This is a genomic window from Flavobacterium algicola, assembly GCF_022399565.1.
Lineage (GTDB): Bacteria > Bacteroidota > Bacteroidia > Flavobacteriales > Flavobacteriaceae > Flavobacterium > Flavobacterium algicola.
On record NZ_JAJTUT010000001.1, the window covers coordinates 1,303,822 to 1,327,615 of the forward strand.

Here is a 23,794-nt window from a genome sequence, read left to right on the forward strand (position 1 = left end):
TTTATAATCTAGGTCGCATAATAATCTACAGCTACTTTCGAATAAAAATCAAACTGCATCAGATAAACGCTAGATTAAAACCAAAGTTCAAATCTAGCATTCAAATTTTAACGACCCATGTGTACTAATAGGACAGATATATCACTAGGTGAAACACCACTAATTCTTGAAGCTTGAGATATTGTCACAGGACGAATCTTAGTCAATTTTTGTTTTGCTTCTATTGACATCGATTTTATCTTATGAAAATCAAAATCCTCTGGAATTTTTACATCCTCTAGACGCGTTAACTTATCGGCATTATTTCTTTCCTTTTCTATATAACCTGAATATTTAACTTGAATTTCTGCTTGCTCTAATATTTCATCATCTACTTCATTTTGTGAAATAAATTCTTGAACTTTTTCAAACTTCTTCATGTCCTCCAAATCAATCTGCGGGCGAGAGAAAATTTTAAACATCTTATCACCTTGTGAAATAAGTGCCGTACCCTTCTCTTCTAGTATTGGATTCGTTTCAGCAATTGACACACTAGTATCTCTAAAAAATGAAACCATTTTTTCAGACTGATTGAACTTATGTTCCATTCGACGTAAGCGCTCATCAGAAGCCAAACCAATTGCATTTGACATAGGAGTCAATCTAAAATCGGCATTATCTTGGCGCAATAAAGTTCTATATTCAGCACGAGACGTAAACATTCTGTATGGTTCTTCGGTACCTTTGGTAATCAAATCATCTATTAGAACTCCAATATAGGCTTCATCACGTTTTAAAATTAAAGGCGCTTTTTCATGCACTTTTAGATGTGCATTTATACCTGCCATTAGTCCTTGGGAAGCAGCTTCCTCATATCCAGTTGTACCGTTTATTTGTCCTGCGAAATACAAACCTTCCACTAATTTAGTTTCTAGTGTATGTTTCAATTGCGTTGGAGGAAAGTAATCATACTCGATTGCATAACCTGGACGAAAGAATTTCACGTTTTCAAACCCAACTACAGAGCGAAGAGCTTTAAATTGAATATCTTCTGGTAAAGAAGTTGAAAAGCCATTTACATAAACCTCGCAAGTTTTCCAACCTTCTGGCTCTACAAATAATTGGTGGCGTTCCTTATCAGCAAATCGATTAATCTTATCCTCTATTGAAGGGCAATATCTTGGCCCTAGACTTTTAATTCTTCCGTTAAACATTGGCGAACGATCAAAACCTTCTCTCAATATATCATGAACATCCAATGAAGTATATGTCATATGACAAGAACGTTGATGAATGAGCGGACGTGTTACATCTGAATATGAAAATTTATTTGGCTTATCATCACCTTTTTCTTCATTCATTTTGGAGTAATCCAAAGAACGACCATCGACACGCGGAGGTGTTCCTGTTTTCATTCTTCCAGATTCAAAACCTACTTTAACTAAATCTTCTGTGATTCCAAAAGCAGCACTCTCTCCTGCTCTACCTCCTCCAAATTGTTTTTCACCAATATGAATTAAACCATTCAAAAAAGTACCATTTGTAAGGACAACAGACTTTGAGCGAACCTCAACTCCAAGCGAAGTTTTAATTCCTTTGATTTGGTTATTCTCAATAATTAATCCTTTTACCATCTCTTGGTAAAAATCTAAATTTGGCGTTCCCTCCAACATTAATCTCCACTCCTCAGCAAATCGCATTCGATCACTTTGTACACGCGGAGACCACATTGCAGGACCTTTAGATTTGTTCAACATTTTAAATTGAATCGCAGTATTATCAGATACAATTCCTGAGTATCCGCCTAGCGCATCAATCTCACGAACTATCTGTCCTTTGGCAATTCCACCCATTGCAGGATTACATGACATTTGTGCGATGTTCTGCAAACTCATTGTAACCAGCAATGTTTTCGATCCTAGATTAGCAGCAGCAGCAGCAGCTTCTGAACCTGCATGACCTGCTCCAACAACAATTACATCATATTCTTCTTGAAACATATTTTTTATGATTTACCTAGCAAGCCAGGATTTGTATTAATTTTTTATAAAACATATCGGCTTGTTCCACGTGGAACACGAACCATAGTGTTTTACATTACCACCACTTGTTCCACGTGGAACAACTAGATTTAGAATTAAATAAACATTGCCATTTTCTCCTCCTCCTTAGATCGCATCAACGCCTCGTCCTTATCAGACTTGTCTTTGTACCCACAGTAATGTAACACACCATGAACTAATACACGTTTCAATTCTTCTTCAAAACTTACTTCAAAGTCTTTTGCATTATCCAAAACTCTTTCAACTGAGACGTAGATATCTCCATGCAATTCATTACCCATAGAGTAATCAAAACTAATAATATCTGTTAAAGTATCATGATTGAGATATTCTAAATTGATCTTGTGCAAATACTCATCATCACAAAATATATAATTTATTTCCCCTTCCTTTTTGTTTTCTGATTCTATAACCGCAGATAACCAAGTAGCGTATGCTTCTTCGTTTTCTAAACTGAATTCATTTTCGTAATTAAAACTGATCATTTTTTATTAAAATATTCTTGAACTTTTTGTTCAAAATTAGAGCGCAAAGGTAACGATTGTCTGTTTAAAATTTCTATACTCTTTAAATATTCTAAAAGAGTATTTGGCAGCGCATTAGAACTATTCTGAAAGGCTTTATTATTAGTCTCCGATTCTCGTTTACTATCTTGATTCTGTTCTTGAATAGCTGTGTCTAATTTCAGCAATTCCTGCTTAACATTTAATATGCGTTGAAGCACTTCATTATTAAAACCTTTGTTTAATATTTGCTTTTCTATTTGCTTCATTTGATCTAAAGCATTAGAACCATTCCGACCTAAACCTTGCTTTTTTAATTCATTCTCCAAAGCTTCACGTAACTCTTTTTGTTCTTTATAAATTTTCATAATAGCTTCAGCATTGCCTTCACCCTCTTCACTACCTTTACCTTCACCTGAATTTGACCCCTTTCCACTTGAACCTTCTTTGCCACTACCTGGAGAACTTGCTTTCATACCGTCCTTAAGTTTATCACCCAGTCCTTGCTGTTTCTTAATTATGTCTGGAAGCTGCATTCCGCTACCCTCTCCTTGTCCTGGTTTAGGTTTACCTCCCGGACTCCCAGAAAGAGACATTTGCATATTTGAAAGTATCTCACTTAAAAAATCCCCTAAAACATTAGCCGATGCTACCACGTATTGTTGATGAGAAAGCCCTTTGGATAATTGAGAATTAGTGAAACTATCTAATGATTTATCTACATTATACTGAATGTTTCCAATTTCTTTGGTAACATCTTCAGCTATCTTAACATTCCGCAAAGACATTGCAAAAAGGCTATCATCAATATGTTTGAATTGTATTTTTAAATTTTGTTGTAATTTAATATTTCGATTTAAAGACGGTGAACCTGGTTTAAGGTTTCTAAATTGCTTCATTAAATCTTCTTCGGACTTAGAAAAAGCTAATAGATTATCTAGAACCTGACGTAACATTTTAACATCCTCCTCTAATTTCTCCTTTTCATCATCGCCCATTGATTCTTTCATTTTCTGAGACAATGTCTTCATTTTCTGCGCGGCACTTTTCTGCTTAGGTTTTGCCTTTGCATTGTTCTTTTTATTTAACTCTTCATGAGCTTTATCTAAATCTTCTGTAATTTCTTTTTTCAAACCGTCCTCTTTGGGTAAATCAATAGGCGTCTTTAATTCTTTATTATCTTCTGATAAATTACTAAGCTCTTTCTTTATATTATCAAAATCTTTGTTAACCTTATCTTGCATCTTCGCAGATTCATCGTTAGGAGTGTCGGCCAATTTATTCTGCTTGTTGGCCAAATCATTTAATTTTTCTCCTAACTGCTCGGCTTTTTTTTCTACATAATATTTCTTTGTTAGTTCGATTAGTTGCTCTAAACTCTTAGTTTGATTTTTACTATTCTGTTTAAATTTATCGAGCTTTTGTAAAAGTTCTTCACTTTTAATTTTATCATTTAAAGCTTTCAATTCATCAAGTAATTTTTCATTCTTATCCAGATCCTTTTTAGTTTCCTCAAGTCTTTTTTGAAGATCTTCTTTTAGATTATCTTTTTTATTGTCTTTTACAGCATCTAAATTCTCTTTCATCTTATCAGTAAACTGTTTCATCAAATCGTCCTGCTTCTTTTGGCGTTGTATAAAATCATTTACATTTTGCTGCTCTTTAAAGTCAAAATTGTTTTTTTCTTTACCTAGCTGTTGCAACTTATCAAGAGTTGATATTTGTTTTGTTTGTTCCCTTAATGATTTCTGCAATCCATTAATATTATCAGACTGATCTTTAAAAACTTCATCAACCTTTTCTTCCTCTGTAGATACGCGATTAGAGAAAATAGTTGACTTAGAACTTTTATAATTATGAAGTGCATCATTATCAAATATTTCAAAATAGTAATCATACACAACACCTTGCACAACTGGTAGATTTGCAGGAAATGTAAAAACAAACTGATCTACCGTTTTTCCTTTCAAGGGAATTGTTCCACGTTTCGCAGTATTGACTTTTCCTTGGATATAATATACTACTTGCAGTTTATGTAATCCATAATCATCGGCAATTTGACCTAAAACATATTTCGTTTTGATTTTTAAACTGTCTGGAGCAAACCCAACATTGATACTTGGGAATTGATCCTTCACTACGTGCAATTCATATTGTAATTTTTCAAAGTCCTTTACATCTCTATTAGAAGTAATAATTTGATATTCGGTATCTTGACTTATACTTTTAGCAAAACTAAATTCACCTTTGGCAAATTGGAATGGAATGGAACTACTTGCACATACAAAATCAACTTTCTGAGTTGCAACAGTAGCTAACTTCCAATAAACTCGAGTACCTTCGGGAACAATCGCGTTTCCAGTACCTTTAATAATTTCGGAATTACGTCTAAGATAAGATGGAAAGTTCAAAACCATTTCGAAATTAGATATTGATGGAACTTGAATTACAATAAGTTCATAATTCGGAGAGATTACACCATTGGCCTCCACGTGAAACAATATGTTATCTACTGGATTGGTAATGGTATACTTAAATTCACCAGTCTTAGTGCTTTCTAAGAAATAAGTCTCGTTTCCTATATGAATTGTTGCGTTCTCTGGAACAACATTACCAACCGTTTTAATTTTAAATACAAAATCTTGGTTTTGTTCTGTTCGAAAATTAGAATTTAATACTACAAATTCAAATGGCGCTGGTGGACTAAATTTTTGGTTATGGTGCACTACTCTATTCAAACTTTGAGAAATAATTTCGTTGTTACCAGAAAAATAGAATACTGCAAATAATAAAATAGGAATAAAGGCAAGCGGTACTAATTTTTTATTTGCATTAAAATTAATAGCATTACCAAATGGAATTGGTTGTAATGAATTTGCTTTCTGTTCAATAGAAGCAATCAATAATTCAGATTTTAAATTAGTATTAGATGCTTCAGATAACTGAAGAAAGTTTGTCAATTGATCTTCTACCTCTGAAAAATGATTTCCTATAATTGCCGAAGCTTGATTGTAATTAATTCCTTTTTGAATTTTAAATAATTTAAAAACCGGAAAAACTATAAAACGACACAGCAGAAACAGTTCAACAGCATCAAATATCCAGAATAAAATTGTCCTCGATAGTGGTTGCAGCCATAAAAAATATTCTATAAACAAAGTGAACAGCAAATACAACAGCCCTAGACCAATAAATAGAATGCTCCCACGAATGAGCTCGTTGGTGTAATATTTACGAATGAATGATTCTAACTTTTGATAAATGAAAACAGTTTGCTCCAAAATAATTTACTTGTAGATGTATTAACCAATAAAAGTAGTAATTTATATCGCATAAGAAATGTTAAGAAACACCTATTTTTAGAATTAGATAAGCACAAACTCAATTGGAAACAAAGAGATTGACTAATTGAAATTGTATATTTGCCAAAAAATTAAACAAATGTCAAAGCAAGTTAGAGTGCGTTTTGCACCAAGTCCTACGGGACCATTACATATTGGAGGAGTGAGAACCGCTTTATTTAATTATTTATTTGCAAAGAAAAATGGCGGAACCTTCTTCTTGAGAATTGAGGATACTGACCAAAATCGTTTTGTACCAGGTGCAGAAGCATACATTATGGAGGCATTAGAATGGTTGGGTATAGCTCCTGATGAAACTATTGGTAAAAATGAAAAATTTGGACCTTATAAACAAAGTGAAAGAAAGCATTTGTATCAAGAATATGCTGATCAACTAATAAACTCTGGATGGGCATATTATGCCTTTGATACTGCTGATGCATTGGATGCTCATAGAAAAGAACATGAAGAAAATGGTAAAACCTTTATCTACAATCATCACAATAGAGAAAAACTAGACACTTCATTGGTGTTGTCTACAGAAGAAACAGCCAAACGAATTGCCAACGGTGATGCTTATGTAATTCGATTTAAAACTCCGGTTGATGAAACTTTACATTTGCAAGACATCATACGCGGAGATGTAAAATTTGATACCAACCTATTAGATGATAAAGTACTGTTTAAAAGTGACGGAATGCCGACCTATCATTTAGCAAACATCGTAGATGACCATTTAATGGAAACTTCTCATGTTATTCGTGGTGAAGAGTGGTTACCGTCTATGCCGTTGCACGTATTGTTATACAGAGCTTTTGGATGGGAAGCTCCAGAATTTGCACATTTACCCTTGATATTAAAACCAATCGGTAATGGAAAATTATCAAAGCGTGATGGTGATAAATTAGGTTTTCCAGTATTTCCATTAGAGTGGAAAACGGATGAAGGCACATCAAGTGGTTATAAAGAAAATGGATTTTTTCCTGAGGCAGTTATTAATTTCTTGGCCATGTTGGGCTGGAATGATGGTACTGATAAGGAACTTTATTCTCTAGATGAACTGATTGCTTCATTTGATTTAAACAGAGTTCACAAAGCAGGAGCAAAATTTGATCCAGACAAAAATAAATGGTTCAACCACCAATACCTTGTTCAAGCTGCTGATGCTGATTTAGCAATCGCCTACTCCCCTATTTTGGAAGAAAAAGGAATAGAAGTTAATCAAGAAAAGTTGACTAAAATCGTTTCTTTGATTAAAGAAAGAGCTCATTTTGTTACTGAATTTTGGGAAATGAGTGATTTTTTCTTTGTGGCTCCAACAGAGTATGATGCTAAGGCAAAGAAAAACTGGAAAGAAGAGACACCTTTACTGATGCAACAGTTAATAGTAGTCCTAGAATCAATAGAAGATTTTAGTTCAATGAATATTGAAACAATTGTAAAAGAATGGATGACAGTAAATGAAATTGTAATGGGAAAAGTAATGCAACCTTTCCGATTGAGTTTGGTTGGCGCTTTGAAGGGTCCACACCTATTTGATATTGTTGAAGTGATTGGTAAAGATGAGACAATTGCTAGAATTAATAAAGCAATTTCAATTTTATAAAAACGTATATAATAAAACTGCCCCCAAATAGAATTCCTCTATTTGGGGGCATTTTGTTTAAATTTATATAAAGAACTAAAGGTAAACAATAACATTACCATTGATAACACCAAGATTACCTTTTAAATCAGCACCCATACTATTATCCTTTAAATTGCCGAATAGATTAGTTAAACCGTACTGATAAAATACATGAAGACGTAAATGTTTGCTTCCGCCACTGATACCGATTGTAGGATAAAAATTAAACTTGGATACATCTATAATATCTCTAGCAAACAAATTTGTTCCCGAAATAATATTGTTCTCTTGATTAGCATCTAATTTTAATTTTCCATTTACCTGCACAATTGGACCAAACTCTATACTCAGATGATTTGGCAATACTACATAACTAAGTTGTAAAGATATTTGACCGCCGGGTAATTTGTATTTAACATCTTCATCAATTATTCCTAATTTTTGAGTTGCCAGAGCAAATTTGTTTTCGCTAAATTGAATACTGTATACCATATCCCAATTATTGTAAAAATTTCCACGCATTGATAGTCCACCATTCCATCCTGTTTCTGCCGAAGTGCGAAAATTATTTGTGTTAAGTGTGGTTTGATTGATACCAAAAGTGATACTTATTCGATTAGAATCTCTATAACCATATTGTGCATAACTAACTAAGAAAGCGAAAAACAAACTGCACGCAAAGATTGATTTTTTCATATTATAATATTGAATCAACACAAACCTAAAGTATTTTTAGTAATTTAGAAGAATTATCAATCAAAAATTATAAAAATGGGTATTACATTAATTATTATATTATTCATAGCTTTATTTATCCTTCTCTCCTCCTTCTTTACTGTTAAGCAACAAACAGCAGTAATTATCGAACGATTTGGAAGATTTCATAGTATTAGACAATCGGGACTACAACTTAAAATTCCGATAATTGATCGTATTGCAGGAAGAATGAATTTAAAAATTCAACAACTGGATGTTATTATCGAAACAAAAACAAAGGATAATGTATTTGTAAAATTGAAGGTGTCTGTACAATTTATGGTTGTTAGAGAAACTGTATATGATGCATTTTACAAATTAGAATATGCACACGATCAAATTACATCTTACGTATTTGATGTTGTACGTGCAGAAGTACCAAAAATGAAATTGGATGATGTTTTTGAACGTAAAGACGATATCGCAATTGCAGTAAAGCGTGAATTAAATGAAGCAATGACTACTTATGGATATACTATTATCAATACTTTGGTAACAGATATTGATCCAGATATCCAAGTAAAAAATGCTATGAATAGAATCAATGCTGCAGACAGAGAAAAAACAGTAGCAGAATTTGAAGCAGAAGCTTCTAGAATTAGAATTGTTGCAAAAGCAAAAGCAGAAGCGGAGAGTAAACGTCTACAAGGTCAAGGAATAGCAGATCAAAGAAGAGAGATTGCAAGAGGATTGGTAGAAAGTGTTGATGTCCTCAACAGAGTCGGTATCAATTCACAAGAAGCGTCTGCATTGATCGTTGTAACACAACATTATGATACCTTACAAGCTATTGGAGCAGATTCAAATTCTAACTTAATATTGTTACCTAATTCTCCACAAGCAGGAAGCGAAATGTTAAACAACATGGTAGCTTCTTTTAGTGCATCCAATCAAGTAGGCGAAATGATGAAAAAAGGTAATAAGAAGAAGAAAAAAGAGGAAGATTTTGAAATCCCAAGATTTATTGAACCGCAGGTTGAGGAAGACGAAAATGAAAAGGAAGATTAATTCGATTACGTCAATTTAGAATTGATAGAAAATAAAAAAGAAGCCTAATGGCTTCTTTTTTTGTTTAAATACCATTTGATAACAAATGGAATACCTAACTTGTAATATTTGCTATAGGAGCCTGAGAATAGGTCTCCTACCCCACCGAAAACATTTTTTGTAATTCCCGATGGTGTGAACTGCTCTTTTGTCCTCTGAACGCCTAGAATTACTTTTTGATAATTAATTTGCTTCTCTATATCAAGAATAGCGAGATCTGATTCTATTTGTTCAAAAGAACTATATACTTTTTTCTCCATAAATTTAACTATTAAAAAACATTTTAGAACATTTTCTTAAAAAAGGACCTTCAATTAACTTTCTTTTAAAGATGAATAATAACAAAGTTAAAATAGTATAAAGTCCGGCTACACTAACAAAACCAAGTGCATAACTTCCAAAATAAATACTTAGGGCAAAAGCTAATGCTAAGGAACAAAAGAACAAAACCATTAAAAATGAAATAGAAACTAAAACGAATTTCATAATTGAAACGCTTGATTTCATTATAACCCTAAAGAACTTAAGCTTGTAATAAGCTAAACTATGTTCTACATAGGAATGTACTTGCTCTTTAATGTATTCCGTATTTTCTTTTAATTCTTCGAATGCCATACGCTAACTTATTTTATTTTAAGGTTTAAAATTATTTTTGAAGTTTTGCGTTTTTATCTTTCAACTCAGATAATTTAATTTCAAGAAAAGAAATAACATCCTCTGTCTTATAACTCATGTTTGATAATAAATCTTCATAGCTTCCTTCAAGATCAACTTTACCTGCAGATACTTTTGCTTTTACTTCTTCTGAAAGTTTATCGAATTTTTTCCTTAGATCTTTCTCAGCATCTTTGTATCCGTCTTTGATTTTAACTCTTGTTTTTGATCCTTTATCTGGAGCAAATAAGATACCTACTCCTGCCCCTATGGCAGCACCTGTTAATAGTGCTAAAATTGCTTTTCCTGAATTATTTGACATAACTTTATTATTTTATATTTTCATAAAGATAGTTAATCTAAAGGCCAGAAGCAACTGAAAGACAGATTATCTAAATAAAATTAACAAAAAAATACCTCAAGAAATATATATTGAGGTATATTAAATAATAGGACTAAAAATTCGTAATTACATTATTATAAATTATTTGTACAAACTCTTAACCTATTTAAAACATTCTAAAATATAGAAGTAATTATCATAAATTGATTAAGATGTAGATGAATTGAAGTAGCATATATCTTTTGAATAGAATAAAATATTGTGTCATAAATAAAATTAATAGAAAATCAGTATTGTAAAAATTCAATTAAGTGAATAATGAATAAAACAATTAATTTTTTATCTCTATCCTTAATCCAGTTACACTATATATTAAAATCCACAAAAAATAATATAGGTATTAAAATGAAGTAGAATCATCTCAAAAAGGGAATAAAAACGAATATTAAGCGTTTTAAAGGCTTAAAAATACTCTAGATATAAACATGTATAGAAAAATACTTTTCGATAATTAAAAACATTCTAACAAAGTCATTTTTAATAAATAATATCTATCGATAATTATTTAAAATAGAAAAAAATAATCATAAAAAAAAGCACTTAAAAAAGTGCTTTTGATAACTAAAATTTATTCAGTATTTTTTCAATAAATTCTTTTTCCCGATCAGTAGTACTCTTAGTCGGATTTGCTTTTAATTTTATAATTTCATCTTTAAAAGATTGAAGATAATTTGCATCTAATTCTAAATCTAATAAATTTAAAATTGCTCTCAGTCGAACAAAAGATGATTCACTTCGAAGAGACATCAAAAACAATTTAGAAAGTTCTTCCCTATCATAATCTACTAGTTGTAAAGAAGAATATTTTAAAATAAGATTTGCAAACAATAATGAACTCTTATTGTTATTGATGTTCTTTCTAAAAGAAGTCTGTAACAAACTATAATTTGAAATACCTGCAAGTGTCTCACCTATTGCTTTGCGAATTACAATACGTTCTTCTCTGCTGCCAACTTTAAAATACTTATTAATATCTTTTAAAGAATTATTAATACTGTTAGTATCCTTTTTACCTTTCTCTTCCCAAGCATCCTTTAAACCTACTGTCTTATTGATAACTAATTTTGAATCATTAGAATCCTTGTCCACAGCAAAATAACCTAGACGTTGAAATTGAAATTGATCACCAACTTGTGCGGTAGCCAAACTTGGCTCTAAATACGCAGTGGTAACATTTAATGAATCTACATTCATAAAATCTAGAAAATTCTTTTCTTTATGACTATCTGGAGCTTCATCAATAAACAATCGATCATATAAACGAACTTCGGCAGGTATAGCATGCGCTACAGAAACCCAATGTAATGTTCCTGCAACTTTACGTTGTGATGCTTCACTCCCACTTCCGCTGCGACTATCCTCGTCATAAGACACCTGAATTTCTGTTATCTTTCCAGATGCATCCTTAGTAACCGATTCTCCTTTAATGATATAACCATTTTTTAAACGAACTTCATTACCGATACTAAGTCTAAAAAACTTAGGCGGAGCTACTTCCAAAAAGTCTTCTCTCTCAATATATAATTCTCTAGAAAATGGTACTTTTCTGAAACCTGCAGACTCATCTTCTTGGTTATTTTCGGCATCCAACAATTCTTCTTTACATACAGGATAATTAATGACAACCACTTTTACAGGATCAAGAACAGCCATAACTCTAGGAGCTATCTTATTTAAATCATCACGTAAACAAAACTCTAATAAAGAAAAATCTATTATATTTTCACGCTTGGCAACTCCAATATTTTCACAAAATTTACGAATAGAATTTGGTGTGTAACCTCTCCTTCTTAAACCCGATATAGTTGGCATACGAGGATCATCCCATCCGTTAACAATTTTATCTTGAACCAACTGCAAAAGTTTTCTTTTACTCATTACAGTATAATTCAAATTCAAACGAGCAAATTCATACTGATGTGGTCTCACTTTGTTCTCGTCATAAATCTGATCAAGAAACCAATTGTATAATTCTCTATGCATCACAAATTCTAATGTACATATAGAATGAGAGACTTGTTCTATGTAATCACTTTCACCATGTGCAAAATCATACATTGGATAGATTTTCCAATCATTACCTGTACGGTGGTGATGGCGATGTAATACTCTATAAATTAAGGGATCACGCATCAACATATTTGTAGATGCCATATCTATTTTGGCACGTAAAACATGACTTCCTTCAGGAAAATCACCATTTTTCATACCTTCAAATAAACTTAAATTTTCTTGGACAGAACGGTTTCTATAAGGACCATCAACACCTGCTTGAGTAGGTGTTCCTTTTTGCGCAGCCATATCTTCAGATGACTGACTATCCACATAGGCTTTACCATCATTAATCATCTTTACAGCCCAATCATATAACTGTTGAAAATAATCAGATGCATAACGTTCTTCAGCCCATTCAAAGCCTAACCAATTTAAATCTTCTTTTATTGCATCAACATATTCCTGTTCTTCTTTGGCAGGATTGGTATCATCAAAACGTAAATTAACTGGAGCATTGTACTTTAACCCTAGACCAAATTGTAAGCAAATTGATTTAGCATGACCAATGTGTAAATAGCCATTTGGCTCTGGTGGAAAACGAAAACGCAATTGGTCTTGTGGAAAACCATTTGCTAGATTTTCTTCAATGATTTGTTCTATAAAATTAAGCGATTTATCGTCGGTAGCCATTATTTTGTTTTATTTTAGCAAAGATAAAAAAAAGGTTTTAGGTTTCAGGTTTAAAGTTAAGACTATGAACCTGCAATTTTCAACTTGCAAATTTAAACAAATATTATGGGTGTTATAAAATTAAAAAATATTAGAACTTTTTCCTTTCATGGTTGTCTAGTCGAAGAATCTAAAATAGGATCTGACTACAGCGTAGATCTAAAAATAAAAACAGATTTGACCACCTCTTGCCTATCAGATGAGCTAAACGATACTGTAGATTACGTCTTACTAAATAAGATTGTTGTTGAAGAAATGGCTATTCGATCAAAATTATTAGAACATGTAGCACAAAGAATTATATTTAGAACATTCAAGGAGCTACCGCAAGTAAGTAAAGTAACTATTGGAGTTTCAAAATTAAATCCTCCTATTGGTGGAGATGTAGAATCTGTTACTGTAGAGCTTACAGAAGATAGAAATTAATAAAAGTCTAAGGAACAAGAGCAATTAAAAATTTGTACAAAATTAATTTGTACAAAAGAATCAATCAACTACTTTAATTAGTGGTAGTTATACTAAATGAAAAGAAAGTATTATTGAAACTTAAATTTATATTCTAAAGTTTTAATCTTTTAAGTTTTAATTTTTAAAGTTTTTGATTACTTTTGTCACCCGATTAACAATGGCGTCGTGGCCGAGTGGCTAGGCTGGGCTCTGCAAAAGCTCCTACTCCGGTTCGAATCCGGACGATGCCTCAAAAACCTTCAAAGAAATTTGAAGGTTTTTTTTATGTCGAAATTTTTAGAAAAAATTAGATAAATTACTGTTCGAATCCACACGATGCTTAAATAATCTTTAAAGAAGTTTAAAGGATTTTTTATATAGAAATTTTTAGAAAAAATTGGATAAATTATTGTTCGAATCCGGACGATGCCTCAAAAACTTTCAAAGAAATTTGAAGGTTTTTTTTATGTCTAAATTTTTAGAAAAAATTAGATAAATTACTGTTCGAATCCGGACTATGTATCAAGAACCTTTAAAGAAGTTTGAAGGATTTTTTATATAGAAATTTTTAGAAAAAATTGGATAAATTATTGTTCGAATCCGGACAATACCTCAAAAACCCTTAAGGAAATTTAAAGTTTTTTTTTGTATATAAATTTTTAGAAAAAATTGGATAAATTATTGTTCGAATCTGGACGATGTCTCAGAAATCTTCAAAAAGACTTTAAATTTTTTTGCTTATAATTTAGACAAATTATAAAACTAGAATTTACAAATAAATACTAAAATTCAAACTTTTGTCAACTGTGAATTTCATAAAATTGTAATGATGAATTACTAAGCTACTAATAAATACAGTAGAAAATTTAAATAGATTAGCAAAGGTTTAAAGCAGCTGTAATTTAATATTGTTTAAGTTTTCAAATATTCCATTAGATACCATTGTAAGAGCTTGATAGTATGTTTTTATATCAATTACAGTCGAATAGATAAAAGATGTTAATACGGCATAAAAAAACGTCCCTGAAGGACGTTCTCATTATTTTTTATATTCAATCTTTTTAAAAGCTTGCTTGACTATTTCCTTTTCGTTAGGAAAAAAGCCTTGTGACATCAGCACGATACCAAAAACCATCAACACGATGCTTATCCCCTGTTTGATCTTTAGTATGTTACTTGGAATCATTTTTGATTTTAACTGCTTTGCTAGAATGATTTTTATCGCATCTATAATCAAATAAGTTACAATTACAGTTGTAAAAAATGTCATCATACGAGATGTTTGCATCTCCAACTTAGGTCCGATAGATATTATAATTGCTAACCAAAATCCGAGAACACCAATGTTAATTATGTTTAAGATAAAACCTTTGAAAAATAGACTGAGGTAATTCTTTTTGATGATTTCGTTATCAATTTCTTTAGTATTGATTCTCTTTTCTTTATGAAGATTTAAAAAAGAAATTATACCATAAGCTGCCATGATAATACCTCCAAAAATGAAAAGCGAAGGTTTATCTTCTAGACTTTTAATCATTCGATAACTACCCAAATAAGCAATAGATATAAAAATAGTATCTGCAAGAACAACTCCTAAGTCAAATACTAAAGCAGCCCTGAAACCTTTTACAATACTAGTTTCTAGCAGTATAAAAAATACAGGACCGATCATAAAACTTAAAAAAATACCCCAAGGAATACCAGCTAGAATATCATTTATCATCAAAATCTTAAATTTACTTTAATATGAAATGTGCAATTTAATTTTTTTCTTCAATTTTCCCACCAAGAACGGTTGCTTTATTAATTTGTTTTGGCTTACCATAGATGTAAATAGAACCTCCTGCTCTTACCTTTGCATCAACTAAAGTTGAAGCATTGATTTCGGCGTTCCCTCCTGCAGACATTGTAATGGTTGTTTGCGAAGTTTGAAAATCACTTGCTTGAAGTATACCACCTGTAGAGATAGTAACGTCTTGATTACTGGCTTTACCTGACAATCCAATAATTCCGCCTGTTACTGCTTTTACATTAACTTTATCAGCATTTAGCTCCACCTCTATTTCAGCACCTTCACGTGCACTAACGTTCATAATTGTAGCTTTAAATATAGCATCACTACCAACGTACGAACCTTCACTAGCACTAATTCCGTCAATGTTTTTAAAATACAATTGAATTTTAATATCATCACCTGATAATAATTTTGGAAAAGGCATTCTTAACTTGAGCTCTCCATTGTTGTTCACAGTCTCTACCTCTGAGGCCCTAGAACCAGTGATTACAATTTTATTTTCTGATCCTGGAATCAACTTAACATTTAGTTTATCAAAAACACTAACAGCATTAAAGTCCCCTAAGTTTTTTGTAACCTGTGCCAATGTGATTTGCGAAATCAACACAAAGGCAATCATCATTAATTTTTTCATTTTGTCTTTATTTTATAGTTTGTCGTTTCTACGTATAAAATTAAAATCTAACTGCTTTTTGACTAAGTCAGCATTTTTAACCTTTACATAGATCTCGTCACCTAGTTGCAATAACTGTTCCGAAGTCGCTCCAACCATAGCATATTGTTTTTCGTCAAAAGTATAATAGTCGTCTTTCAAATCTCTAATTCGCACCATACCTTCACATTTATTATCGATAATTTCGACATAAATACCCCACTCTGTAACACCAGATATAACTCCTAAAAATTCTTCATCTTGATGATCTTGCATGTATTTAACCTGCATGTATTTAATAGAGTCTCTTTCTGCATTTGTTGCTAATCCCTCCATCGTAGAGCAGTGTAAACACCTAGTTTCATACAATTCTTCGTCTGCAGACTTGGCTCCGTCTAGGTAAAATTGCAATAAACGGTGTACCATTACATCTGGGTAACGACGTATTGGAGAGGTAAAGTGAGAATAATAATCGAATGCCAAACCATAATGACCAATATTATCTGTTGAATATTTGGCTTTACTCATAGAGCGAATTGCTAGTGTATCGATAAGGTTTTGTTCTTTCTTACCGTTTACATCTTCCATTAACTTATTTAAAGCTTTGGAAACATCACCTTGTTTGAAATCAATTTTATAACCGAATTTTGCTATAACAGCTTGCATAGCAAACAATTTATCCTCATTTGGTTCATCGTGAATTCTATAGATAAATGTTTTCTTTTGTTTACCTATGTATTCGGCCACTTTCTTATTGGCAAGAAGCATGAACTCTTCAATCAAATGATTGGCATCCTTGGAAACTTTAAAATAAACACCCTCTGGCTCACCAGCTTCACTTAAATTAAATTTCACTTCTACTTTATCAAATGAAATCGCTCCATCTTGCATTCTCTTTCTTCTGAAGATTTTTGCTAATTCATCTAATTTAAGCGTCGCTGAGACAATTTCTGGAGAAACTTGATAAGAACTACCCGTAATCGAAATATCTTCGGGAATAGTATCGTCTTTAGTCTCTATAATATATTGTGCTTCCTCATAAGCAAAACGTTGATCAGAAAATATAACTGTTCTACCAAACCATTGGTTAATAACTTCACACTTTTCACTAATTTCGAAAACAGCAGAAAAAGTATATTTTTCTTCTTGCGGGCGTAATGAACAGGCAAAATTTGAAAGTACTTCTGGCAACATAGGTACTACTCTATCAACCAAATAAACGGATGTTGCACGTTGATATGCTTCATCATCAAGTATAGTTCCCTCTTCAAGATAATAGGAAACATCTGCAATGTGAATACCAATTTCGTAATTTCCGTTTTCTAACTTTTTAAATGATAATGCATCATCAAAATCTTTAGCATCCTTAGGGTCAATTGTAAACGTCAGCGTATCACGCATGTCTCTACGATTGGCAATTTCTTCTGGAGTAATAGAGGTATCTATTTTTTGAGCATAAGTTTCTACTTCTATAGGAAACTCAGACGGTAAGCCATACTCTGCCAAAATAGCATGAATTTCGGTATCATGTTCTCCGGGTTTACCAAGTACTTTTGAAACTATACCAAATGGACTGTCTGCTTTTCGAGGCCAATCTTCAATATGAACTAGTACAACATCTCCTTGTTCAGCCTCTCCTATCTTATCTTTTGGAATAAAGATATCTGTATACATCTTAGGGTTGGCAGTAGATACAAAAGCAAAATTCTTTTGAATGTCAATCACACCTACAAAATCTGTTTTGGCTCTTTCTATAATTTCAACTACTTCTCCTTCAGGACGTTTACCTCTTCTTCGATTATAAACATATACTTTTACAATATCCTTATCAAGTGCATGATTTAAATTATTGGTAGGAATAAAGACATCCTCTCCAAATTCTGGACATACAAAATAAGCCGTCTTACGACTAGTCATGTCAATTTTACCTTCGTAGTATTCTCTACTCTCGGTTTTTATTAAATATTTACCAGGTTCAGTTTCAACAATTTTCTTATCGGCCGTTAATAACTTCAAATCTTTAATGATTTGATTACGACTTTGGGTATCATCCAATTCCAATTTAGCAGCTATTTGCTTGTAAGTGAATTCTTTATTAGCACTATTGGATAGTATTTTTATAATTTTGTCTGAGAAATCCAATTCTTTCTTAGTCGGTTTTCTTAATTTTTTACTCATAATTCTTTTCTTAAAATTCGAAATTACAAAATTGTTAACAGTTAAAAGTCGATTGATCTAAGTTTTAAATAAATAATAACGTAAAAGTGAGTTTAGCAGTATTTCTATTTGAACTATCTTTATGAACAAACGAAAGAATATGGAAACCTTTGTAACCCTTGCTATATTTGATTATACACATCAAATTGAAATTATAAAACATCGATTGGACATTGAAGGATTTCAATACTTTTTTGAAAACGAAATCATGTCTTCTTTTGCACCGATGTATTCAACAGCGTTGGGTGGAATCAAATTAAAAGTTCATCCGAATGATTTTGACAACATAAAATTGATTCTGCAACAAATGAAGTATGAAAACAATTTGAGAATCGTTTAATATTTTTGAAAGTTGTCAACATATATATAATACAACAAAAAGAAAAATTAAATTTAAATTATTTATTTATGGGTATTATAGCATGTTAATAGTGACTATAAAATTAATAGAAAGTGTATTGTTTATTAGTTTTTGAGTGTTATCAACAGTTATCAACAACCTTTATTATACTTAAAGCATTCATTATAAACTGTTATTCATTTTTAATTAACAACGGTTGATAAACCAAATGATATAGAAATTGTAAATAAGTATTTTTAATTTTTCTGTTGATAAATAGTAAATGAGTATTGATAACTTTTCTAAAAATAGAACAAACTTTTCTAGGTTATTAATTTCCTATTTTGGATTACATTTTTATTTGATACGACCAAAATATAGTTCTAATATTCTATGTCAACTTATCAACATTTTGTATTAACATAAGGTTAACTGAAAATCAAGGATTTAATAAGCGTTATTAACAATGTAAATTTTATTGTAAAATAATGAATATTATTTACTGATTATCAGTTATTTATGAGTTATTAATAATTGTTTATAACTCATAATCTATTTAATATCAGTCTATTAAAAATTCAATTTTTGAAAACGATTTATCAAGTAAACAAGTTTTGTATTCTATGGATAATACATATTGTTTTGGTAAATTTGCAAACACAACTTAATAATATAGAGAATGAATATTTCGATAGGAAACGATCACGCTGGTCCAGAGTATAAGAAAGCAATTGTAAAAATGCTTGAGGAAAAAGGTCATGTAATTACAAATTATGGTACAGATTCTGTTGATTCTGTTGATTACCCAGATTTTGGACATCCTGTAGCCACAGATGTAGAAACAGGTAAAGCCGATTTTGGTATTGTTATCTGCGGTAGTGGTAACGGTATTGCTATGACTGTAAATAAACATGCAGGCGTAAGAGCAGGTTTATGTTGGACAAAAGAAATTGCTTATTTGACTCGTTTACATAATGATGCCAATGTTGTGAGTATTCCAGCACGTTTTACATCTATAGAACAAGCTCTTGAAATTGTTGATACTTTCTTAAAAACTGAATTTGAAGGTGGTAGACATCAAAATAGAGTAAATAAAATTGCATGTAGTTAAGTAATAATAAAATACTTCAAACCGCATACTAAACTATTTAATGTAGTTTTTATGCGGTTTTTTTTGTTTTCTATTGACTGAATTAATGTAATTTAGCTAAAGCACTGACTCATTTTACATTAATTCAGTCAGTAAATTTAAATATTTATAATTTTAAAGAAATTATTTCGTTTGTAAAAAGCAGGTACAAAACTACAATATGTAAAATGATTATTCCCCAAAACTTCAAAAGGTAACTTCTCTTTGATGTCTTATGTCTAAAAATTAGCATTCCTATACCAGAACCAATACTTCCTCCAAATGCAGCGATACTCAAAAGAGTTTTCTCTGGAATTCTTCTTTTACGTCTTCTTGCTAAGAATTTATCGTATCCAGTACTTGTAAATCCTAGAAAATTGACAATCAAAAAATAGCAGAATAATATTGACATTTATCTTAAATTAAGTTTCAAAGATATTATTTAGATAACAAATATAAAACAAGTAAATAATGCGAGATTTTACGAGAATCTCGCATTATTTACATAAATTTGCAAAAAATTAGTTGCATGATAGAGTCGCCACCAGCATATAAATATGATGAAAAAACTTTTGCTTTGTATAATCAATTGCGTGATAATGGAGAGTTGAAGGAAATAAATGATGCTTATTTATATTGGGATAAGATCAAATATAAGACTAAAATTGCAAGTCCACAAGAATATTGGAGCGCTATAAAAATGGCTCGAATTTTAAATTCAAAAACCATTAATTTTGGAAAGAATAGTTTTCAATTTAGTTCAACTGATTTTATTCAACAATTACTACATTATTGTGATTTAAATATTGGAGGAAATCTAGGAAGTAATGTTGGTATTGCTGAGACTGATAAGACAAAGTTCATGATTAGTTCCATCATGGAAGAAGCTATTTCGAGTAGTCAAATGGAAGGGGCAAATACTACTCGAAAAAAGGCTAAAGAAATGATTCAAAAAGAGTTGAAGCCTAAAAGTAAATCGGAACAAATGATTATGAATAATTTTGTTACAATGAAACATATTGTGCAAAATAAATCAGATGATTTAACTCCAGAAAAGTTGCTTTACATACATAATTTGATTTCAAATGATACCTTAGATAATAAAAATGAAGAAGGTGTATTTAGAGAAAATGATGAAATTTATGTTGTAAATTATTCTAATAGTGAAGTTGTTCATACTCCACCCAAACATCAAGAAATAGAAGGATTGATAAATGAGTTATGTGATTTTTTTAATAAAGATCAAAAAATATTTATACATCCCATCATTAAAGGAATCATTATACATTTTATGATAGGATGGATTCATCCTTTTAGCGATGGTAATGGACGAACGGCTAGAGCTCTTTTTTATTGGTATATGCTAAAAAACGGATATTGGTTAACTGAATATCTTGCCATTTCAACAATCATTATGGATACTAAAAATCAATATGAGAAAGCTTTTATGTATACTGAAATAGATCAAAATGATATGACTTATTTTATCACATATCATTTAAAAACAATGGAAAAAGCATTCCTTAGTTTGAAAGAATACATAGGTCGAAAGCAAAAAGAAGTCATACAAGCTGCAAAGTTTATTAAGATTCCAAATGTAAATGACAGACAAGCACAGATTTTAAAAATTATAAGTGAAGATTCAGATAGAGTTTTAAGTAGCAAAGAGATAGAAAACAGATTTAATATTTCAAATTTTACCGCTAGGGCGGATTTAAATAATCTTGAAAGTTTAGGTTTTTTAGAAAAAATACAAGTGAATAAAATAAAACATAATTTCATTAAATCTAAAAATTTTAATAAAATTATAAAATCATATAAGTTGTAAATAATGCGAAATTTTACGAGAATCTCGCATTATTTACTAAAAAATTAAACAATGACTAACATACAATTCATCTCCAAGTCTGTTAATACAGCAGCCATAAACATTCAAAAAACAGTTCAATTATTACAAGAAGATTGTACGATTCCGTTTATTTCTAGGTATCGAAAAGATACTACGGGAAATCTAGACGAAGTACAGATCGAAAATATAGCCAGGCTTCAAAAGGAATATGAAGTGATTGTAAAGCGCAAAGATGCAATTTTGAAATCAATTATGGAGCAAGGAGCCATGAACGAAACCTTGTTTGCTAAAATTGACAAAAGTTTTGATTTACAAGAGTTAGAAGATTTCTATTTGCCCTATAAAAAGAAGAAAAAAACGAAGGCTGATGTCGCTCGTGAGAATGGGTTAGAACCTTTGGCTAAAATTATTATGTCACAAGGCAAGGATGATGTTGATTTCTTGTCGACTAAATATTTGAACGAAAATGTAATAAACGAAGAAGCTGCACTTCAGGGCGCACGTGATATCGTAGCGGAGTGGATCAATGAAAATATATATGTTCGAAAGCAGTTGCGACGTTTGTACGAGCGCAAGGCGACCATTACAACTAAGGTCGTTAAAACTAAAAAAGACGACGAAGCAGCACAAAAATTCAATCAATATTTTGAGTGGTCAGAGCCGTTGACCAAAGCACCATCGCACCGTTTAATGGCGATGTTACGTGCCGAAAATGAGGGATTTATTAAGTTTAAAGTCGAAGTTGACATTGATGATGCGTATGCAATTATAGACGAAATAGTTTTAAAAGGGCAGAGTGCGAGTACACCACATGTGCAATTGGCTATCGAAGACAGTTATAAGCGTTTACTAAATCCAGCAATTTCTAATGAAGCCTTGCAAGAAGCCAAAGCAAAAGCTGATGCCAATTCGATTCAGGTATTTGCGAATAATTTAGGACAGTTGTTACTGGCACCGCCATTGGGCGAAAAACGTATTCTAGCAATTGATCCAGGTTTTAGATCGGGATGTAAAGTGGTTTGTTTGGACGAAAAAGGAGATTTATTATACAATGAAAATATCTATCCGCATGCGCCACAAAATGAAACGGCTATGGCGATGAAAAAGATAAAATCGATGGTAAATGCCTATAAAATTGATGCGATCTCGATAGGAAACGGAACCGCTTCGCGCGAAACCGAATTCTTCATCAAGAAAATTGCATTTGATAAACCGGTACAAGTTTTTATAGTTTCAGAGGCTGGAGCTTCGGTTTATTCGGCTTCGAAAATTGCTCGAGAAGAATTTCCAGATTATGATGTAACCGTTCGTGGTTCGGTTTCGATTGGTAGAAGATTGTCAGACCCGTTGGCCGAATTGGTAAAAATTGACCCGAAAGCAATAGGCGTAGGGCAGTACCAACATGACGTGGATCAAAATAAATTAAAAGAAGAGCTGGATAATACGGTGATTCGTTGCGTGAACTCAGTAGGGATCAATATCAACACAGCTAGCAAACATTTGTTGAGTTACGTGAGTGGAATAGGAGAGAAGCTGGCGGAAAACATTGTAAACTACCGCTCAGAAAACGGTCCATTCGAAGACAGAAAACAATTGAAAAAAGTCCCTCGCTTGGGCGAAAAAGCATACCAACAAGGAGTTGCATTTATCCGAATTTCGAATGCTAAAAACCCGTTGGACAACTCGGCGGTGCACCCAGAAGCTTATAAAATTGTGGAAAAAATGGCTAAGGATTTAAAATTGACTGTTAATGATTTGATTGCCAATAAAGAAAAAACAGCCTTAATCAAACCAGAGAATTACATAACTGCAGAAATTGGTTTATTAACCTTAAAAGACATCATCAAAGAGCTAGAAAAACCAGGATTAGACCCAAGAAAAGCAGCAAAAGTTTTCGAATTTGATCCAAACGTAAAAACAATAAAAGACGTAAAATCAGGAATGATTCTGCCAGGAATTGTGAACAACATTACCAACTTTGGTTGTTTTGTAGATATAGGAGTCAAAGAAAGTGGTTTGGTTCATATCTCACAGCTAAAAGCAGGCTTTGTAAGCGACGTTAATGAGGTTGTTAAGTTACACCAACATGTTACCGTAAAAGTCACTGAGGTGGACGAGGATAGAAAACGAATTCAATTGACGATGGTGATTTAAGTTTGAAGAGTACAATCAACTTCCCCACCGCTTGTATCGCTAAAAGCATCTCAACTACTGTGAGTCACTTGAGTAGAGATTCTTTCAGAGTGACAAATATTGTGTGATAAGGAT

19 protein-coding genes and 1 tRNA gene are annotated in these 23,794 nt (G+C 31.8%); 8 read left to right on the plus strand and 12 right to left on the minus strand.

From position 1 onward, the window contains the following. Nucleotides 1-107 precede the first annotated feature (107 nt). The 3 genes from mnmG to LXH21_RS05555 all read right to left on the minus strand — a co-directional run bounded on the left by mnmG (nt 108) and on the right by LXH21_RS05555 (nt 5,826). Entirely contained in the window at nt 108-1,979 is a 1,872-nt protein-coding gene (gene mnmG, locus LXH21_RS05545; RefSeq protein WP_239863270.1) for a tRNA uridine-5-carboxymethylaminomethyl(34) synthesis enzyme MnmG, read from the minus strand. Nucleotides 1,980-2,116: 137 nt separating this feature from the next. Next, the gene (gene ybeY / locus LXH21_RS05550; RefSeq protein WP_239863271.1) at nt 2,117-2,527 is read right to left on the minus strand and encodes an rRNA maturation RNase YbeY; all 411 of its coding nucleotides are present in this window, start codon (nt 2,525-2,527) and stop codon (nt 2,117-2,119) included. Beyond that, nucleotides 2,524-5,826 carry a hypothetical protein gene (locus tag LXH21_RS05555; protein WP_239863272.1) on the minus strand — a complete coding sequence of 1,101 codons (3,303 nt, stop codon included), beginning with the start codon at nt 5,824-5,826 and terminating at the stop codon, nt 2,524-2,526. Before LXH21_RS05555 ends, ybeY begins: the two co-directional genes overlap by 4 nt. Nucleotides 5,827-5,986: 160 nt before the next feature. Here LXH21_RS05555 and gltX point away from each other — a divergent pair, with 160 nt between their 5' ends. Beyond that, nucleotides 5,987-7,492 (plus strand): glutamate--tRNA ligase, encoded by a 1,506-nt coding sequence (gltX, locus tag LXH21_RS05560; RefSeq protein ID WP_239863273.1) that lies wholly within the window; start codon nt 5,987-5,989, stop codon nt 7,490-7,492. 75 nt (nt 7,493-7,567) lie between these two features. Here the strand turns inward: gltX and LXH21_RS05565 are convergent, their stop codons facing one another. Beyond that, nucleotides 7,568-8,209, minus strand: a complete 642-nt coding sequence (locus LXH21_RS05565; protein ID WP_239863274.1) for a PorT family protein — start codon at nt 8,207-8,209, stop codon at nt 7,568-7,570. Between the two features lie 75 nt (nt 8,210-8,284). Here LXH21_RS05565 and LXH21_RS05570 point away from each other — a divergent pair, with 75 nt between their 5' ends. Beyond that, the gene (locus LXH21_RS05570; protein ID WP_239863275.1) at nt 8,285-9,277 is read left to right on the plus strand and encodes an SPFH domain-containing protein; all 993 of its coding nucleotides are present in this window, start codon (nt 8,285-8,287) and stop codon (nt 9,275-9,277) included. Nucleotides 9,278-9,321: 44 nt separating this feature from the next. Here the strand turns inward: LXH21_RS05570 and LXH21_RS05575 are convergent, their stop codons facing one another. From LXH21_RS05575 to LXH21_RS05590, 4 genes are all read right to left on the minus strand, one after another. After that, nucleotides 9,322-9,576, minus strand: coding sequence for a DUF6327 family protein (locus tag LXH21_RS05575; protein WP_239863276.1), 255 nt, complete (start codon nt 9,574-9,576; stop codon nt 9,322-9,324). Nucleotides 9,577-9,580: 4 nt separating this feature from the next. Then, entirely contained in the window at nt 9,581-9,931 is a 351-nt protein-coding gene (locus LXH21_RS05580) for a competence protein (protein WP_239863277.1), read from the minus strand. A gap of 31 nt (nt 9,932-9,962) precedes the next feature. Beyond that, entirely contained in the window at nt 9,963-10,292 is a 330-nt protein-coding gene (locus LXH21_RS05585) for a YtxH domain-containing protein (protein ID WP_239863278.1), read from the minus strand. Nucleotides 10,293-10,934: 642 nt separating this feature from the next. Then, nucleotides 10,935-13,058: a glutamine--tRNA ligase/YqeY domain fusion protein gene (locus LXH21_RS05590; protein ID WP_239863279.1), complete on the minus strand. Its 2,124-nt coding sequence runs from the start codon at nt 13,056-13,058 to the stop codon at nt 10,935-10,937. 105 nt (nt 13,059-13,163) lie between these two features. Here LXH21_RS05590 and folB point away from each other — a divergent pair, with 105 nt between their 5' ends. Further along, nucleotides 13,164-13,523: a dihydroneopterin aldolase gene (gene folB / locus LXH21_RS05595; protein ID WP_239863280.1), complete on the plus strand. Its 360-nt coding sequence runs from the start codon at nt 13,164-13,166 to the stop codon at nt 13,521-13,523. 201 nt (nt 13,524-13,724) lie between these two features. Continuing rightward, nucleotides 13,725-13,795, plus strand: a tRNA-Cys gene (locus LXH21_RS05600). A gap of 788 nt (nt 13,796-14,583) precedes the next feature. Here the strand turns inward: LXH21_RS05600 and LXH21_RS05605 are convergent. Genes LXH21_RS05605 through rnr form a run of 3 tightly spaced genes read right to left on the minus strand, consistent with a single transcriptional unit; the run spans nt 14,584 to nt 18,169 of the window. Then, the gene (locus LXH21_RS05605) at nt 14,584-15,267 is read right to left on the minus strand and encodes a LysE family translocator (RefSeq protein ID WP_239863281.1); all 684 of its coding nucleotides are present in this window, start codon (nt 15,265-15,267) and stop codon (nt 14,584-14,586) included. 37 nt (nt 15,268-15,304) lie between these two features. Beyond that, nucleotides 15,305-15,973, minus strand: coding sequence for a head GIN domain-containing protein (locus LXH21_RS05610; protein WP_239863282.1), 669 nt, complete (start codon nt 15,971-15,973; stop codon nt 15,305-15,307). 12 nt (nt 15,974-15,985) lie between these two features. Beyond that, complete coding sequence (rnr, locus tag LXH21_RS05615) at nt 15,986-18,169, minus strand: ribonuclease R (RefSeq protein WP_239863283.1); 2,184 nt, start codon at nt 18,167-18,169, stop codon at nt 15,986-15,988. 139 nt (nt 18,170-18,308) lie between these two features. Between rnr and LXH21_RS05620 the strand changes: the two genes are divergently transcribed. Beyond that, entirely contained in the window at nt 18,309-18,548 is a 240-nt protein-coding gene (locus tag LXH21_RS05620; RefSeq protein WP_239863284.1) for a DUF2007 domain-containing protein, read from the plus strand. A gap of 679 nt (nt 18,549-19,227) precedes the next feature. Beyond that, nucleotides 19,228-19,659, plus strand: a complete 432-nt coding sequence (rpiB, locus tag LXH21_RS05625; protein ID WP_239863285.1) for a ribose 5-phosphate isomerase B — start codon at nt 19,228-19,230, stop codon at nt 19,657-19,659. 145 nt (nt 19,660-19,804) lie between these two features. On the opposite strand, the gene LXH21_RS05630 is transcribed toward rpiB, so the two are convergent. Then, nucleotides 19,805-20,089, minus strand: a complete 285-nt coding sequence (locus tag LXH21_RS05630) for a DUF1294 domain-containing protein (protein WP_239863286.1) — start codon at nt 20,087-20,089, stop codon at nt 19,805-19,807. 99 nt (nt 20,090-20,188) lie between these two features. Between LXH21_RS05630 and LXH21_RS05635 the strand changes: the two genes are divergently transcribed. Next, nucleotides 20,189-21,505: a Fic family protein gene (locus LXH21_RS05635; RefSeq protein ID WP_239863287.1), complete on the plus strand. Its 1,317-nt coding sequence runs from the start codon at nt 20,189-20,191 to the stop codon at nt 21,503-21,505. A gap of 51 nt (nt 21,506-21,556) precedes the next feature. Beyond that, nucleotides 21,557-23,680 (plus strand): Tex family protein, encoded by a 2,124-nt coding sequence (locus tag LXH21_RS05640; RefSeq protein ID WP_239863288.1) that lies wholly within the window; start codon nt 21,557-21,559, stop codon nt 23,678-23,680. Nucleotides 23,681-23,794: the final 114 nt, after the last annotated feature.